This window comes from Marinobacter denitrificans, assembly GCF_008795955.1.
In the GTDB taxonomy this organism is placed as follows: Bacteria; Pseudomonadota; Gammaproteobacteria; order Pseudomonadales; family Oleiphilaceae; genus Marinobacter; species Marinobacter denitrificans.
In genome coordinates, this window is the sequence record NZ_VMHN01000001.1 from 86759 (window position 1) to 102003 (window position 15245).

Below are 15245 nucleotides of genomic sequence, written 5' to 3' on the forward strand. Positions count from 1 at the left end.
CGATGGATCACCTCCCCACAACCAGCAGGCTACAAGCAGGCAACCACCCAACTAAATATCCCGCCGCAGATCCGAAGGAATCGGAAAATCCGGAATATGGGGCTTCTGGCCACGACCCTTGCGGAACTGGCGGAGCTGGAATACGTAGGCGAGAACCTGCGCAATTGCCATATACAGGCCATCCGGGATCTCACCTCCCACCTCGGTATTGTGGTAAACCGCCCGAGTCAGAGGTGGCGTACGGAGGATGTCCACCTTGTGTTCGCGGGCAATCTCCATGATTTTGAAGGCGGTCTCATCCGACCCCTTGGCCACCACGATTGGCGCTGCCATTTTCTTCTGGTCGTACTTCAATGCCACCGCATAGTGCGTCGGGTTGGTGATTACCACGTCAGCCCCGGGCACATCCTGCATCATCCGGCGCTGGGCCATTTCCCGCTGCAGCTGGCGGATCTTGCCCTTCACTTCCGGCTTGCCTTCGGTGTCCTTGTATTCGTCCTTCACTTCCTGCTTGGTCATGCGCAGTTTTTTCTGATGATCGTAGATCTGGAACGGCACATCGATCGCAGCAATCACAATGGTGGCGCAGGCGAGGATGAAAAAGCTCCAGCCAAGGGTCCAGACCACGTGCTCCATGGCCGGGCGGGCGGGCTCTTCCGAGATACTGAGCAGGTCGTCGGTGCGCAGGTTCAGAATAAGGATGGCCACGGCCATGACCAGGCCGACTTTGAGAATCGCTTTCACCAGTTCGATGAGCGAGCGCATGGAAAACATGCGCTTCAGACCTTTGAGAGGGTCCATGCGGTTAAGTTTTGGCGCGATGGCCTTGCCGCTGACCAGCAGACCGCCGATGCCGATGGAGCCGGCGACAGCGGCAATCAATAACAGGATCAGCAGTGGTGCGAGGGCCCAGGCGGCTTCTTTCGCCGAGGCAATCAGCTGGACGCTCATGTGGCGGGTATCGAAGATGGCGGAGCGTTCTATGACAAAGCTGTCGCGCATGATGCTTTCCATGGAGGCGCCCAGGGACGCTCCGAACACCAGCAGGCCACCGGCGCCGGCCAACAGAACGGCCATAGTGGCCAGCTCTTTGGAACGGGCGGTCTGGCCATCCTCCTTGGCTTTTTCGAGCCTTCGGGGGGTGGCCTCTTCCGTTTTCTCCTGACTGTTGTCGTTTTCTTCGGCCATGTTTTTTCTTAACTTGGGTGTATCGGCCGGTGGGGATGACTATCCAAAACACGCTCCTTCGGCACATCCATGTGGCGCTTGAGCTCCGCCATCCATGGCTCCGCACAGTTTTGGATAGTCATCCCCACCGCCCTCGGCAAGCTTCTCAGTCAGCCCACGTTCCAATCATCTTTTCAATTCGATGATTAACCGTTAAGGCTGACCCTGCAGGTTACGCATGAATTCGAACGTTTCCCTGGTGTACTGCTCGAAGTGTGGCAGAAAATTGGCGTGCAGTACCCATATGGCAAATAATCCAAAAATCAGGCCAATCGGGAAACCCAAGGCGAAAATATTCATCTGAGGAGCTGCGCGGGTCATGACACCGAAGGAGATGTTGACGATAAACACAGCGGTGACCGCCGGCAGCGCCAGCAGTAACGCGGACACGAATATCCAGGTTATGCGGTGGGCCAGTTGCCAGACTCCCGACTGCCCCAGGCCTTCGAGGCCGATGGGGAGCGTGTGAAAGCTTTCGATGAAGACCTCGAAAGCCACCAGATGACCATTCATGGCCAGGTAAAGCAGTGTGATAGTGATGGTGTAGATCTGTGCCAGCACAGGCACGTTTACGCCGTTGGCAGGATCTACCATGGAGGCGAAACCCAGGCCCATTTGCATGGCGATCATCTGGCCGGCCACCACAAATAGCTGGAACAGTGCGGTAAGGGCAAACCCCATACCTACTCCAATCAATATCTGCTGGAGGGTGATCACTACCGCGTCTGCGCTGAAGGCATCCATCTGGGGTACCGGGGGGATCATCGGCACCACCAGGATGGTAATCAACAACGCCAGTCCCAGCCGGACCCTTGCTGGCACCAGTTGGGTGCCGATAAAGGGAATAACCATCATGAAGCTGGCCAGGCGGAACAGTGGCCACAGGTGCTGGCCAATCCACTGGTTAATCAGGTCGGCTGATATTTCAGTGGGCATGCCCGGGTCAACCGATCAGGTAGGGAATGCTGGTAATCAGCCGTTCCGCGTGGTCAAGAAGCTGGGTCAGCATCCAGGGGCCGGCAACAATAATGGTGATCAGGGTAATCAGCAGCCGGGGCAGGAAGCTCAGGGTCTGTTCGTTGATCTGGGTGGCGGCCTGGAAGGTGCTGACCACCAGGCCGATCACCAGGCCGGGGCCGATAATCAGGCTGGCCAGCAGAACAATCATCCACAGTGCTTCACGAAGGATGTCGATAACGGTTTCGGGTGTCATGGTTGCACTCCCCTATATCCCGTAGCTGGCGGCCAGGGTGCCCATAATCAGGGCCCAGCCATCCACCAGTACAAACAGCATGATCTTGAATGGCAGCGATATGATGATCGGTGACAGCATCATCATGCCCATGGCCATCAGCACGCTGGCGACCACCATGTCGATGATGAGAAACGGAATAAAAAGGATGAACCCGATCTGGAAAGCGGTCTTCAGCTCACTGGTTACAAAGGCCGGTAACAGAACCCAGAAAGAAACATCCTCCGGTGTGGCGTATTGTTCATCTGCAATGCGCATGAACAGGCCCAGATCGCTTTCACGGGTCTGCGCCAGCATGAACTTGCGGAATGGCTGGCTGGCTTGTTCCACCGCCTCAAGCGAGCTCAGTTCTTCTTCCATGTAGGGCTGCAGGGCCACCTCGTTCACCTCTTCCAGCACCGGTTTCATGATGAAGATGGTGAGGAACAGCGTCAGTCCAAGAAGAATCTGGTTGGACGGCGTGGACTGCAGGCCAAGGGCCTGCCGAAGTATGGCGAACACCACGATGATGCGGGTAAACGAGGTCATCATCATCAGCATCGCCGGCAGAAAGGTAAGCGCCGTCATCAGCGCCAGTATCTGCAGCGATACCGAGTATTCCTGCACACCTTCTTCTTCGCCCGGCGTTACCGTGAAGGCGGGGATACCCGGTATATCCGCCAGCGCCGATGGCGCCCAGGTGGCGAAAAGCACCAGCGCCAAGGAGACAAGGACACGCACTGGAACACGAGCCAACATGTCAGGAACCGTCCTTCGATGAAGCACCGGAGCCCCAGGATTTGCCGATCATGCCCTGGAGTTTGCGGGCAAAGTCGCCGGATACCGGCTCACCGGCACTGACCACCGGCTCGTCAAATACATGCAGTGTGCGAATCGTGGATGGCGTTACGCCAACAAGAATCTGTGTGCCCCCTACTTCGATCAGCGCTATCCGCTCCCGCGTGCCCATGGGCATCACCGACACCACCTTGATGGCCCGGGTATTGCCGCCGGTCATTCCACCCATGCGCCTTACAATCCAGGCACATCCGAAAATAAGCGCCAACACCGCCAGCAAGCCGGCTCCAAGCGTGAGCATGGTAACCAGAGTGTCGGGAGCAGAGGTCACTTCCTGTGCAGCGGGCTCCTTCTCCTGGGCAGTCACCAGGGCTGGTAGGAGCAGGGTCAGGAAAAGGCAGCCGGGGCCTTTACGAGCCAAAGCCATACTACTTCTGCAACCGCTTGATGCGTTCGCCGGGGCTTATGACGTCTGTCAGGCGAATACCGAATTTTTCGTTGACCATCACCACTTCCCCATGAGCAATCAGGGTGCCGTTAACCAGAACATCCAGCGGCTCACCGGCCAGGCGATCCAGTTCAATCACGGAGCCCTGGTTCAGCTGCAACAGATTGCGAATCGGAATCTGGGTGTTGCCCACTTCCATGGAGATGGTGACGGGAATATCGAGAATGACGTCCAGATCGGGCGCCGGGCCACTGCCCTGGCTGAAATTCGATCCTTCCGGAAACTCTTCCATCGGCGCGGCACGGACATTGTCCTTGCTGTCGCCAGTTTCGTCTTCCCCGGTTTCACCGGCTTCCGCCATGGCAGCCGCCCATTCATCCTCCCGGCCGTCGTCATCGCCAGACTCTTCCATGGCAGATTCCCACTCGGCAGCGAGCTTCTCGTCTTCGCTGAGCTCCTGCTCGTCTTTCTTGTCGTCATCAGCCATTGTTGCGTCCCACCTTCAGTTGCTTTTTCACCTTGGGCACCGTTGCCCGCTCATGAATTCTCAATGCCAGCTTGCCATCGCGGGTGCCCATCGTCGCTTTATAGATGGGGATACCATTGGCAGTCAGGGTCAGAAATTCGGGAACTTCCACCGGAATAATGTCGCCTTCTTTCAGCTTGGCGATATCGCGAAGGGAAATGCGGCGCCGGCACACCGTTGTATTCACAGGTACGTTGACTTCCTTGATGTCTTCTTGAAGTGCGCTGACCCAGCGTTCGTCCACGTCATCAATGTCGCTCTGGACACCAGCGTCCAGCACATCCCGAATAGGCTCAATCATCGAATACGGCAGCGCCATGTGCAGCTCGCCGCCGCCGCCATCCAGTTCGATGTGGAAGGTGCTGACCACCACAACTTCGCTGGGGCTGACGATGTTGGCCATCGCCGGGTTTACCTCGGAGCTGAGGTATTCGAAATCCACCTTCAGAACGGCGTGCCAGGCTTCCTTCATGTCGTGGAAGACCTGGTCCAGCACCATCTGGACGATTCGGGTTTCCGTCGGCGTGAACTCGCGGCCTTCAATCTTGGCGTGGCGACCCTCGCCACCGAAGAAATTGTCCACCAGCTTGAACACCAGCTTCGCGTCCAGCACGAACAGAGAAGTACCACGCAGGGGTCGAACCTTGCACAGGTTCAGGCTGGTAGGAACATACAGCGTGTGGATGTACTCGCCGAATTTCATGATCTGGACACCACCGGTGGACACATCGGCATTACGGCGCAGCAGGTTGAAAAGGCTGATACGGGTATAGCGGGCAAAACGCTCGTTGATCATCTCAAGCGTGGGCATGCGGCCGCGAACAATACGATCCTGGCTGGCAAGGTCGTAGGACTTGATACCGGTCTCGTCGGTTTCGTCGTAGGTATCAATGTCGCCGTCGTCCACACCGTGGAGAAGCGCGTCGATTTCGTCCTGTGACAGTAGGTCCTGCATACGTTTCTCTGCCCCTGTGTCCGCCCTCGCCGGGCCTGTTGAGCTATTTGTTGAGCTCGCTGAAGAACTCGCTATTGAACGACGAAATTCCTGAAAAGCACCCTCACTAACGGAGGCTCGCCTTCCTGCTCGAGCGCACCGTTGACGGCCCCCAGCATATCATCGGCCAACGCCTGCCTGCCTTCCGGGGTCTGCAGCTCGTCAAAACCCTTGTCCCCGAGGACACTGATCAGCTTACTCCGTAACAATGGCATATGCTTGCTGGCAGCGGCCAGAGCCTCAGGGTTGTTGGCTTCCAGGGCAAGATAGGCCTGAGCGTAACGCTGCCGGCCTTCTGCCTGCACCGTTGTTACCAGGGCTTTTTCCAAGACGGTATAGGTGCTGGGCACAAAAACGTCAGCCTGCTCCGCAGCCTCTTCCTCGTCACCTCCCGTAATGCCGGGAATGCCTCCCCCAAGGAACCACATGGTTCCGAGCACGGAGAGCCCTATCGCCAGAATAACTACCACTACCAGCAGTATAATAAGCTTGAGTTTGCCTTTCTTTGCCGGCGCCGCCTTGGGCGCATTATCTTCAGCCATAACGTGCTTCTGCCAGAAATCCGTCAACCAGACAGGTTATATGAAGGTATAAGCAAAGGACGGGCCAGAAAGCCCAATCCTCCTTATCCGCACAGCAGTTTAGCCTTGCGACGGAGGATGGGCAAAAGAAGAATTACCGAGGAAAGCAATTCCGGTCAGGCGAAGATATCAACTTCGCCTTTCCAGGTCAGATCCAGGGATTCGGACTGCAGGTCCTGATCGTCCAGGCCGCTGTCGGTCAGGGCACCATTGCCATTTCCGCTCTGTTCACCGGGGCCCTCTTCCCCAGCCTGTTGCTGTGGAGAGTCCGACACATCAAATTGCTCGAGGGACAATCCCTGCTCATTCAGCATGTCCCTCAGGCGGTGGCTGTGAAGTTCCAACTGATCCCTTACGGCGGGATTTGCCGAGTGTACGGTTATATTGGCCTGTTCCTGCTGGACCTGAACCCGTACTTCCATCGGGCCCATATCCGGTGGTGTGAGGTGTATTTCAGCAACGGACATGTTGCGTGCTGTCAGCCAGGTCAGCTTGCCAACCAGCTTGTCGCCCCACTCCGCGTGGTTGACCGGCACATCGATAGAAGTGGTGTAGCCCCGCAACGCGGCTGCCTCGGCTGGCAGCTTGGCGCTGTTGGGGTTCACTGCCTGCTGACTGGCCAGCTCTGCCGCTGCCTGAAAACGCAACGCCCCCTGAACCAACGGTGTCTCCTGGGTGCGGCTGGCATCGGCGGCCAAGCCGGACATCAACCCCTCGGTCAGGGCCAGTCCGGCCCCTGCTCCGGCAATGTTTCCGTTGCCCTGGCCAGGTTTGCTGCCGGGCGCGCCAGGCAGGCCAGCCATGATCCCGGCAAATGCCTGCGCCCCCGGCATCACGCCACTGACACTGGCCTGGGTGCTGCTGGCCCCGGCCGCTACCGGCATGGCACCGGCGTCCGCCTCACCAGCCGGCATCAATAGCGCCTGTAGACCGGCAAAGGTCAGTGGAATGATTTCTTCAGGAGCGTTCTCGTCAACCGTTTGCTGCGAAGTACCAACGGAGGCCCCAGATTCGGCATCAGCTGATACCTTTGAAGCTCCTGCGTCTTCCCCGGCATGCGTGTCTTCTTTCGGGGAGGGCTCTGTACCCGAGGAAGCTTCCTTGCGGTCGTCAGGGCGCCTGGCGCTGTCTTTGTCCTGGCGAACCTGCTCGTTACGGGCCGATTCGTCATTACGGGCCTGATCACGTTTTTCAGCCTGTTTTTTGTCGAGCCGCTGCTGTTCTGCGCGGGAAACAGAATCAAAATTACTGTCACCGCTTTTCTCACGGCCGCCCGACGCCGGCTTTACACCGTTATCGGGCTGCCCCTGCGGGGATGTCTGGGGAAGAACCATCTGGGACATGGCAACCTCTTGCCGTTTTTTTGCTGATCGGAGTGCATTTGTCTGCGTTACCGGGCTATTGAGCAAAAGGTAGCAAAAGGAATGCCATTCCAGGCAGAAGCATTGCCATTTACTTGTACTACTCCAGAAAACGTCGGAGCGTGACCTCTACCTGTCCGAATTCGCTTTCTATGGCATCGACCATAACCGAGGCTTCTCCCAGGCGATTGTCCCGACCGGCCTTTTCGGCCTCTGAACACAGCTCGCCCAGTCGGGGCGCACCAATGTTGATGCAGCTGCCCTTGAAGCTGTGTGCGGACTTGGAGAAACTGTCCGCGTCTTTGTGTTCCAGAGCCGAACGCAAATGTGCAATGCGATCCGACGAATCCTTGATGTAAGTGTTGATCAGGATATCGAATTCGTCTTCCATTACATCCTGCAGCTCGGCCAGTGCTTCCTGATCAAGGTGTGGCTTGTCCGTCATGACCAACCCCCTGCTTTATGTGTTGGTACCGCCCTCACGGGCAGCAACCTCAGAAAAATGCCAATCATATATAATTTCGGCCCGGGTACCATATTCCCGGAAGTTGAGGGACCGCCCCAGCTTCTGCAACAGCATCAGTCCTCGCCCGGAATAACCGTTTTCGTTACCGACGGCAGAGACGTCACCGTAATCGAACCCGCTGCCACTGTCTTCACAGACAATAGTCAGCTGCCCTCCCCCTTCCGTCATGGTGTGAGTCAGGGTAAAGCGGATGAAATGGTCCGATATGAACCGCAAACGCCGCTCCCGTTCTGCATAATAACGGCCGAAGCCATCCGGCGTGGCCTTCCAGTCCGAGGACAGGCCCAATACACCGTGCTCCAGGGCATTGGTGTACAGCTCCGACAACAGTGTGTAGATTTCGCCACTCTTGCGACGCAACCCGGGCACCTCCATACAGATGTGGAGCAACAACGGCAACGGACTGAACTGCCCCAGGGAACGATCCTTGATCTCGTAGACGCAATGCCATTCCGCGGGGCCTTCCAGGGCCGATTGGGGCAAACGTTCCGAAACCCCTTCCAGCTCTGCTTCTTCAACCATTTCCAGCGACAACAACGTGACATCGTCCTGTTCCGGTTGCTTGCCAGTGAATGCATGAATTCCGGTCATCACCGCATCAAATGGTGAGCCGGCATTGCCGGCTCCGGCGAGCGAACGCTTCAGGCGCTCCTCACCGTACATTTCGCCGTGGTGATTCTCGGCTTCCAATACACCGTCAGTCATCATCAGCAGGGTATCCCCAGGCTCCGTGCGAAACACCTCCATTCGGGCATCAAAGCGTGCGGCGCCGAGCACACCCAGCGGCAGATGCCGGGAGGCGATGGTCTCGAGTTTTCCATCCCTCTTCAGGAGAACGCCATCCGGCAGCCCTCCGTTCCATATCTGTAACTGATTAAGATGAAAGTCCGCCTGAATCATTGCTGCGCAGCAAAACATTCCGACAGGCAGTATCCGGCAAAGCTTCTGGTTAATCTCCCGTAGCACATCGCTGCCACTGAAACCCTTGCTGGTCATGCCATAGAAAATTTCGGCTACCGGCAGGGCACCAATGGCTGCCGGCAGGCCGTGGCCGGTGAAATCGCCAACCAGTATTTGCATGCCCCCTGCTGGACGGGGGCAGGCGAACAGAACATCACCGTTAAAAATCGACATGGGAGAGGCGTGATAGCGAATGTTCGTTGCATTCAGGCAGCCGGTATGGGCGACGTTATCAAATACCCGCTTGGCAATTTCCTGTTCCTCGAGAAGCTGGCGGTTACGATCGCGGATCAGGTCGCGGTGGTGGCTCAGAGTGCGGTGCATCAGCCGCATGCGGTTGAATGCATTGATTTTGGCTTCGATGATGATGCGGTTATAGGGCTTGGTCAGAAAATCATCGCCGCCAGCCTCCAGGCAGCGGGCGAGCGCGTCCGCATCAGAAAGAGAGGTGAGAAAGATGAGGGGTACCAGGCGCTCGCCCGCCAGTTCCTTGATGTGACGAGCCGCTTCCATGCCGTCCATTACCGGCATCAGCGCATCCAGCAATACAATATCCGCGCCGGACTCGCGGAAAATCCCCACAGCATCTTCGCCATTTCTGGCGTCTTCCACGTCATGGCCAAGACGACGGAGGAGGGTCTTGAGAATCAGTCGGTCACTGTCGCTGTCGTCGGCGATCAGAATCCTCAGCGGCCGGTTGTCTGAAAGTGAATCATCCACAACGAACCTCCGCGACCCTGCGATGTTATGGTTCAGCGAATCGCAAACAGCTGCTCGAAATTGGATATGGACAATATGCGGCGCACGTCACTGTTGCAGTTCTCTATGCGAATTTTCGCACTGTCGCCACCGGCGTAGTCTCTCAGTAACAGCAGCATCCCAAGAGCAGAGCTGTCGAGATAGGTGGTGTCGGAAAGATCCACCACAAATGCCGTCACGTTTTCGTCACCGTGTTCATAGGCATCACGAAAGGCCTGATGGGTACTGAAGTCAAAGCGCCCTTCAATTTTTATGGTCAGAGTCTGACCGTCCTCACTGCGATGCGTCTGAATCGGCATTCCGGTGCCTCCATGATGTGCGGGCTTGTTTACAGGGAACAACGTGAGCCTCTGGGGCATTGTGGTAAAGGATAGCTCACCACACTGATTTTGCACCCGCAGAACAAGGTCAGCAAACGTTTCAGCGTCTCCGGGCAATATTTCGGCCGGCGGCCTCGTCCATCAGTTTCTGATCCCTCAGATCCTGCTCCCGCTGCTCTTGTTGGCGGCAGGTTTCGATATATTTTTCCATGCCCCGGCGTCGTTCCCAGGCTTTCTGCCACTCCTCGCGACAGACCCTGAGCCGGTCCTCGGCCTGAACGAGCAGTTTCTGTTGCTGGCCGATCACCTGATCCAGTTGGGCGATAAATGCCTGCCAGCCTTGCAGCCGCGCCACCGAGACCACGCCCTGTTGACTGCTGCGGATCTGGTCCCGGTATTCCTTCTGGTAACGTTCCAGATTCTCGATTTGCTGGCGCTGGGCTTCGTGGTGTTTCTGAGCCTCAGCCATTTTCTCCAGTGCCGCCTTTTCCTTGCGTTCCTCAAGGGTCAGCACCACTGCCAGCCGCCGGGATCGCAACATCAGCTAGCTCCTCCGCCGACGGCCGGCGGGGTTTTGGGGCGGTCGGCAGAACGTCTTTCCGGCACCACCGCCAGCAATTGCCGGATACTTTCGTCGAGGGGCGCGCTTTCGTTCAATCCCTGCTGCAGGAACTGCCCCATATTGCCGATATGGGCTATGGCGAAATCGGTTTCCGGATCAGATCCTTTCACATAAGCGCCTACACTGATCAGGTCCCGTGCCTGCTGGTAACGTGAATACACCTGCTTGAAACGCTGGGCACGGGAGAAGTGTTCAGTTTCCGTCACCTGGGGCATAACACGGCTGATGGAGGCCTCCACATCAATGGCAGGATAGTGTCCCTCTTCCGCGAGCCGCCGGGACAGCACGATGTGGCCATCAAGGATCGCCCGGGCGGCGTCGGCAATCGGGTCCTGCTGGTCATCGCCCTCCGTCAGCACCGTATAGAATGCGGTTATCGAGCCGCCACCGGGTCGGCCATTGCCGGTCCGCTCCACCAGCTGTGGCAGCTTTGCGAATACCGACGGGGGGTATCCTTTCGTGGCGGGCGGTTCTCCAACGGCCAGAGCGATCTCCCGCTGGGCCTGGGCATAACGGGTGAGCGAGTCCATCAGCAACAGCACCCGCTTGCCCTGGTCCCGGTAGTATTCTGCAATACGGGTAGTCAGCATGGCGGCGCGCAGCCGCATCAGTGGCGAATCATCGGCGGGCGAGGCTACGACCACGGAGCGGTCAAGGCCCTCGTCCCCCAGGATGTCCTCGATAAACTCCTTGACCTCGCGGCCACGCTCACCAATCAGCCCCACCACGGTGATATCGGCGTCGGTAAAGCGCGTCATCATACCCAGCAACACACTCTTACCAACACCACTGCCGGCGAAAAGCCCCAGGCGCTGCCCCTGGCCAACTGTCATCAACGCATTGATCGCCCGTATTCCCACGTCCATGGACTGGCGAACCGGAGCCCGGTCGAGCGGATTGATGATATCGCCACTAAGGGACACCCGCGCTTCTGCCTGCAACGGCCCCTTGCCATCAAGCGGCTCCCCATTGCCGTTCACCACCCGCCCCAGCAGTTCAGGGCCTACAGGAACACGGCTGGCCACCGCTAACGGCACCACCATGGCGCCGGGGCGCAAGCCTTCAATTGCAGTCAGTGGCATGAGGTAAACACGGTCATCCTCGAAGCCCACCACTTCTGCCTCCACCGTGCCGGCACCCTGCCCGGTAATCACACAGCGATCACCCACCACCATGGGGCAGCCCACACATTCCAGAGTAAGACCCACCATGCGCGTCAGGCGGCCGGAAAGCTCCGGCTTCAGTTCATCGGTAAAGGAGCCCTGTAACCTTGCGAGGCGTTCAGCCAGATGCGCCGTCATCGCCCTCACCCTTGTCCGTGCTCTCATCGGAATCAAGCACGCCGTGCTGGAAATCGGTGAGATCGCTCATCATGGCGCCAAGCTCTTCCCCTTCAACGGTTTTCTCTGTGTCCAGCTGTTTATCCAGCATGCCCTGAATGGCTTTCTGGAAGCGCTTTTCCACGGTGAAATCCACCAGGCTGTGGCGGGTTTCCAGCTTACAGCCGCCTCGCAGAATCGAGTCATCCTCGACGATGGAAGTGGCTGCCTCAAACTTCCCGGCAACTTCGCTGACCCATTGGTGATCATCCGGGTGTACGTGAACACGTACGTTTTCCGTAGTGGATGGCAGGGAGGCCATTGCCGACCGGACCACTTCGGCGATATGGGAGGAATCCAGGGAAAGCTCCCTGAACACAATGGCGCGAGCAAGTATGGTAGTCAGGTTAACAAGCGCGGTTTCAATCTCATCTTCGTGGCGCTGGATGGGAACCAGCAACTCACCGAGCAAATGTTCCAGCCGGTCGAGTTTCACATCCACTTCCTTGCGCGTTTCCGCCAGACCCTGCTCCGTGCCCTGCTCGCGACCTTCTGCAAAGCCGGCTTCAAACCCTTCCTTACGGCCTTTTTCCAGACCCTCATTGAAACCCGCCTGGTATCCTGCCTCACGGCCTTCGGTATGGCCATCTTCATGGGCGGCCTGCCGGATTTCGTCAATGTCGGCCGCGGTCAGTGGCTTTACCTCACGCTCCTCTTCCCGGGCTACTTCGTTGCCCCTGGCGTCCAGCAGCGGGAGCTCCCAGCGCTCATAAGCGGTCAGATTTTCCTTGGGAATGCGATCGAGGTTGCGACGGGGATCTTTCATCACATCATTTCTTCGCCGGCACCGCCGAGGGTAATCTCACCGGCTTCAGCCATACGGCGGGCAATGGTGATAATGTCCTTCTGGGCGGATTCCACTTCACTGACCCGCACCGGTCCCTTCGCCTCCAGGTCATCCTGCAGCAGTTCAGCAGCTCGCTTGGACATGTTCTTGAAGATTTTCTCCTGAACGCCGTCGTCCGCGCCCTTGAGCGCCACTACCAGCACCTCGGAGGACACTTCGCGCAACAGGGCCTGGATACCACGGTCGTCAATCTCTTTCAGGTTGTCGAAGACAAACATCAGGTCCTCAATGGTGGAGGCCAGGTCCGGATCCATATCCTTGATGGAATCCATCAGGCCACCCTCAATGCTGCGGTCCATGAAGTTCATGATGTCGGCGGCTCGCTTGACCCCGCCGATGCGACTGGTCTGGGCAGCAGAACCGCCAGAGAACTGCTTCTCGAGAATATCGTTGAGCTCCTGCAATGCCTGGGGCTGAATGCTTTCCAGGGATGCGACCCGCATCATCACATCCAGACGCACCTTATCATCCAGAGTGCCCAGAATTTCGGCGGCCTGATCCGGATCCAGATAGGAAATAACAATGGCCTGAATCTGTGGGTGCTCATAGCGGATAATGTCGCCTACGGCACGGGGCTCCATCCATTTCAGGGTGTCCAGGCCCGTGGTATTACCCCCGATAAGAATCCGGTCGATCAGGCTGGAGGCTTTATCATCACCCAGAGCCTGGGTAAGCATGGTGCGGATGTAGTCATCGTTGCCAACGCCCAGGCCAGTCTGGCCGCCCACCGCCTCAACAAACTGATTGAGCACGTAGGTAACGTCGTCTTTGCTGACGTCTTTCATCTGGGCCATCGCCACACCAACACGCTGGACCTCCTTCGGGCCCATGTGCTTGAGCACCTCGGCAGCGTCGTTTTCGCCCAACGACATCAGCAGGATGGCGGCCTGCTCTACCCGCGGTATCTTCCGTTGGGGCTTTTGCGGCGCCTCAGGCTGGCGGTTAATCTCATCAGTCATCGACATTCACCCACTGGCGCATTACCTGGGAAACCCGCGCGGGGTCTTCCGCAATCAGGCCTTTCAGTGCATTTAACTGCCTATCATAGCTGTCTGTAGCGCCAGGCAAAAGCAGGTCGTCCTGCGAATGCATGGCCTCCCGCAGCGCGTCGCCACCTTCAATGCCGTCAAGCCCTTCGTAGCCGTCATCGTCCGAATCGCCCCGGCGCTCACTGCGGCCACCACCAGACAGGCTTTTCAGGGTCGGGCGCAACAACCCCAGTACCAGTACCAGGATGACCAGGCCCGCCAGGACCTGTTTCATCAGGTCCCAGAACCACGGTTGCTCCCAGAAGCCCGGCGCCTCAAATTCCACCTCTTCCTGGGCTGCAAAAGCGGTATTCATCACCGTAACACTGTCACCCCGGGCCGCAGAATAGCCAACCGCATCGCGAACGAGCATGGTCAGGCGCTGAAGCTCCTGCTCCGGCCAGGGTTCGTAGCTGACCTCACCGGTCTGTGGATCCACCACTTTCATATCATCAACGGCCAGGGCTACCGACAAACGCTTTACCCGCCCGAGTTCCTGGCGCACATAGCTTACCGTGCGGTCCATTTCGTAGTTACGGGTTGATTCCTCCCGTACATTCACAGGCGCCGGCGGTGCCCCGCCCTCGTCGTCACCGTTTGCCTGCTCCGGCACGGTCGCCTGGGCCGGGGGCTGGTTGGACAGTGCACCAGGAATCCCACCGGCGCCCCCACCGGCCCGACTCTCGGACATCTTGCGCTCGCTACGCACGGCCTGCTGCTCAGGGTTAAACAGCTCCTCTGCCTGCTCTACAGAAGAAAAATCAAGATCTGCCGTCACCTCGGCGCGGAACCGGCCGTCACCGACGACGGGACGAACCAGAGACGCAACCCGACGCGTCAGACGGTCCTCAACCCGGGAGGTGTAATCGTACTGGTCTTCCATCTGGCGGGTATCGCCACCGTCTTCCCGTCCCGTCAGCAGGTTGCCGCTCTGGTCGACCACCGTCACGTTTTCTTTCGACATTTCCGGAATGCTTCCGGCAACCAGATTTATGATTGAGGCAATCTGTTCATGCTCCAGCCGACGGCCGGCGATGACTTCCAGGAACACCGATGCTGTCGGCGTGCGGGCATCACGTACAAAAACCGAGCGCTCCGGAATGGCCAGATGGACGCGGGCGGAACGCACCGTACGCATACTGCTGATGGTGCGGGCCAGCTCGCCTTCGAGGCCGCGGCGAAAGCTGATGGTTTCCATGAACTGGGAGGTTCCCAGGCCACGGTCCTGGTCCAGCAACTCGTAACCCATCGTCTGTTCGTCTGTCACACCTTCGGCAGCCAGCTTGAGGCGGGCGTTATAAACCTCATCGGAAGGTACCAGTAGTGCTCCGGTACGGGGGTCCATCCGGTAATCAATGCCGCTACTGTCAAGAATGGTGGTGACGTCCTGGGGATTGTACCCGGACATATCCCCGACCACCGGCTGGTAATTGGGCTCCTGGGCCCAGAGAACCACGGCAACCCCGAGGGCAACACTGGCAGCAAGGCCTACCATCAGGCCTACCTGCCTAAGCAGGTTGAGCCGGTTGAACCCGAATATCAGGTCGCTACGGCTTTCGCCGGAGTCGTCGTCCCGCGCTGCGGGCATATTCGAGGATGAAGTTTCGGCAGGTAAACTGGCCATGGGTCTGCTCCGCT

The 15245-nt window shown here is 58.1% G+C and carries 17 protein-coding genes; all 17 read right to left on the minus strand.

What is annotated here, in order from left to right; translation table 11 throughout:
- Positions 1-51: 51 nt before the first annotated feature.
- Positions 52-1188, minus strand: coding sequence for a flagellar biosynthesis protein FlhB (gene flhB, locus FO268_RS00395; RefSeq protein ID WP_150987971.1), 1137 nt, complete (start codon positions 1186-1188; stop codon positions 52-54).
- Positions 1189-1380: 192 nt separating this feature from the next.
- Positions 1381-2163 (minus strand): flagellar biosynthetic protein FliR, encoded by a 783-nt coding sequence (gene fliR, locus FO268_RS00400; RefSeq protein WP_150987973.1) that lies wholly within the window; start codon positions 2161-2163, stop codon positions 1381-1383.
- A gap of 7 nt (positions 2164-2170) precedes the next feature.
- Entirely contained in the window at positions 2171-2440 is a 270-nt protein-coding gene (gene fliQ, locus FO268_RS00405; protein ID WP_150987977.1) for a flagellar biosynthesis protein FliQ, read from the minus strand.
- A gap of 12 nt (positions 2441-2452) precedes the next feature.
- Complete coding sequence (gene fliP, locus FO268_RS00410; RefSeq protein ID WP_150987980.1) at positions 2453-3217, minus strand: flagellar type III secretion system pore protein FliP; 765 nt, start codon at positions 3215-3217, stop codon at positions 2453-2455.
- A gap of 1 nt (position 3218) precedes the next feature.
- On the minus strand, positions 3219-3683 hold the full coding sequence (gene fliO / locus FO268_RS00415; RefSeq protein WP_150987983.1) for a flagellar biosynthetic protein FliO: 465 nt from the start codon (positions 3681-3683) through the stop codon (positions 3219-3221).
- Position 3684: 1 nt separating this feature from the next.
- Positions 3685-4191, minus strand: a complete 507-nt coding sequence (gene fliN, locus FO268_RS00420) for a flagellar motor switch protein FliN (RefSeq protein ID WP_150987986.1) — start codon at positions 4189-4191, stop codon at positions 3685-3687.
- Positions 4184-5185: a flagellar motor switch protein FliM gene (fliM, locus tag FO268_RS00425; RefSeq protein ID WP_150987989.1), complete on the minus strand. Its 1002-nt coding sequence runs from the start codon at positions 5183-5185 to the stop codon at positions 4184-4186. Before fliM ends, fliN begins: the two co-directional genes overlap by 8 nt.
- Positions 5186-5256: 71 nt before the next feature.
- Positions 5257-5766 (minus strand): flagellar basal body-associated FliL family protein, encoded by a 510-nt coding sequence (locus FO268_RS00430; RefSeq protein WP_150987992.1) that lies wholly within the window; start codon positions 5764-5766, stop codon positions 5257-5259.
- Positions 5767-5921: 155 nt separating this feature from the next.
- Complete coding sequence (locus tag FO268_RS00435) at positions 5922-7148, minus strand: flagellar hook-length control protein FliK (protein ID WP_150987995.1); 1227 nt, start codon at positions 7146-7148, stop codon at positions 5922-5924.
- A gap of 118 nt (positions 7149-7266) precedes the next feature.
- The gene (locus FO268_RS00440) at positions 7267-7611 is read right to left on the minus strand and encodes an Hpt domain-containing protein (RefSeq protein ID WP_150987998.1); all 345 of its coding nucleotides are present in this window, start codon (positions 7609-7611) and stop codon (positions 7267-7269) included.
- 15 nt (positions 7612-7626) lie between these two features.
- A complete protein-coding gene (locus FO268_RS00445; RefSeq protein ID WP_150988001.1) occupies positions 7627-9372 on the minus strand; it encodes an ATP-binding SpoIIE family protein phosphatase in 1746 nt (581 codons plus the stop codon).
- Positions 9373-9404: 32 nt separating this feature from the next.
- Entirely contained in the window at positions 9405-9710 is a 306-nt protein-coding gene (locus tag FO268_RS00450; protein WP_150988004.1) for an STAS domain-containing protein, read from the minus strand.
- Between the two features lie 121 nt (positions 9711-9831).
- The gene (fliJ, locus tag FO268_RS00455; RefSeq protein WP_150988007.1) at positions 9832-10272 is read right to left on the minus strand and encodes a flagellar export protein FliJ; all 441 of its coding nucleotides are present in this window, start codon (positions 10270-10272) and stop codon (positions 9832-9834) included.
- Positions 10272-11654 (minus strand): flagellar protein export ATPase FliI, encoded by a 1383-nt coding sequence (gene fliI / locus FO268_RS00460; RefSeq protein WP_150988010.1) that lies wholly within the window; start codon positions 11652-11654, stop codon positions 10272-10274. The genes fliJ and fliI overlap by 1 nt, the downstream gene beginning before the upstream one ends.
- Positions 11635-12498, minus strand: a complete 864-nt coding sequence (locus FO268_RS00465; protein WP_150988013.1) for a flagellar assembly protein FliH — start codon at positions 12496-12498, stop codon at positions 11635-11637. The genes fliI and FO268_RS00465 overlap by 20 nt, the downstream gene beginning before the upstream one ends.
- Positions 12498-13538 carry a flagellar motor switch protein FliG gene (gene fliG / locus FO268_RS00470; RefSeq protein WP_150988017.1) on the minus strand — a complete coding sequence of 347 codons (1041 nt, stop codon included), beginning with the start codon at positions 13536-13538 and terminating at the stop codon, positions 12498-12500. Before fliG ends, FO268_RS00465 begins: the two co-directional genes overlap by 1 nt.
- Positions 13531-15231, minus strand: a complete 1701-nt coding sequence (gene fliF / locus FO268_RS00475; RefSeq protein ID WP_150988019.1) for a flagellar basal-body MS-ring/collar protein FliF — start codon at positions 15229-15231, stop codon at positions 13531-13533. The genes fliG and fliF overlap by 8 nt, the downstream gene beginning before the upstream one ends.
- Between the last annotated feature and the right edge of the window lie 14 nt (positions 15232-15245).

Bases quoted from the DNA above. Each gene is read 5' to 3' on its own strand.
- FO268_RS00450 (WP_150988004.1), bottom strand. From the start codon at position 9,710: ATGCCGATTCAGACGCATCGCAGTGAGGACGGTCAGACTCTGACCATA.
- fliM (WP_150987989.1), bottom strand. From the start codon at position 5,185: ATGCAGGACCTACTGTCACAGGACGAAATCGACGCGCTTCTCCACGGT.
- fliN (WP_150987986.1), bottom strand. From the start codon at position 4,191: ATGGCTGATGACGACAAGAAAGACGAGCAGGAGCTCAGCGAAGACGAG.
- fliJ (WP_150988007.1), bottom strand. From the start codon at position 10,272: ATGTTGCGATCCCGGCGGCTGGCAGTGGTGCTGACCCTTGAGGAACGC.
- fliP (WP_150987980.1), bottom strand. From the start codon at position 3,217: ATGTTGGCTCGTGTTCCAGTGCGTGTCCTTGTCTCCTTGGCGCTGGTG.
- fliF (WP_150988019.1), bottom strand. From the start codon at position 15,231: ATGGCCAGTTTACCTGCCGAAACTTCATCCTCGAATATGCCCGCAGCG.
- fliO (WP_150987983.1), bottom strand. From the start codon at position 3,683: ATGGCTTTGGCTCGTAAAGGCCCCGGCTGCCTTTTCCTGACCCTGCTC.
- flhB (WP_150987971.1), bottom strand. From the start codon at position 1,188: ATGGCCGAAGAAAACGACAACAGTCAGGAGAAAACGGAAGAGGCCACC.
- FO268_RS00465 (WP_150988013.1), bottom strand. From the start codon at position 12,498: ATGAAAGATCCCCGTCGCAACCTCGATCGCATTCCCAAGGAAAATCTG.
- fliI (WP_150988010.1), bottom strand. From the start codon at position 11,654: ATGACGGCGCATCTGGCTGAACGCCTCGCAAGGTTACAGGGCTCCTTT.
- FO268_RS00440 (WP_150987998.1), bottom strand. From the start codon at position 7,611: ATGACGGACAAGCCACACCTTGATCAGGAAGCACTGGCCGAGCTGCAG.
- fliR (WP_150987973.1), bottom strand. From the start codon at position 2,163: ATGCCCACTGAAATATCAGCCGACCTGATTAACCAGTGGATTGGCCAG.
- FO268_RS00430 (WP_150987992.1), bottom strand. From the start codon at position 5,766: ATGGCTGAAGATAATGCGCCCAAGGCGGCGCCGGCAAAGAAAGGCAAA.
- fliG (WP_150988017.1), bottom strand. From the start codon at position 13,538: ATGACTGATGAGATTAACCGCCAGCCTGAGGCGCCGCAAAAGCCCCAA.
- fliQ (WP_150987977.1), bottom strand. From the start codon at position 2,440: ATGACACCCGAAACCGTTATCGACATCCTTCGTGAAGCACTGTGGATG.
- FO268_RS00435 (WP_150987995.1), bottom strand. From the start codon at position 7,148: ATGTCCCAGATGGTTCTTCCCCAGACATCCCCGCAGGGGCAGCCCGAT.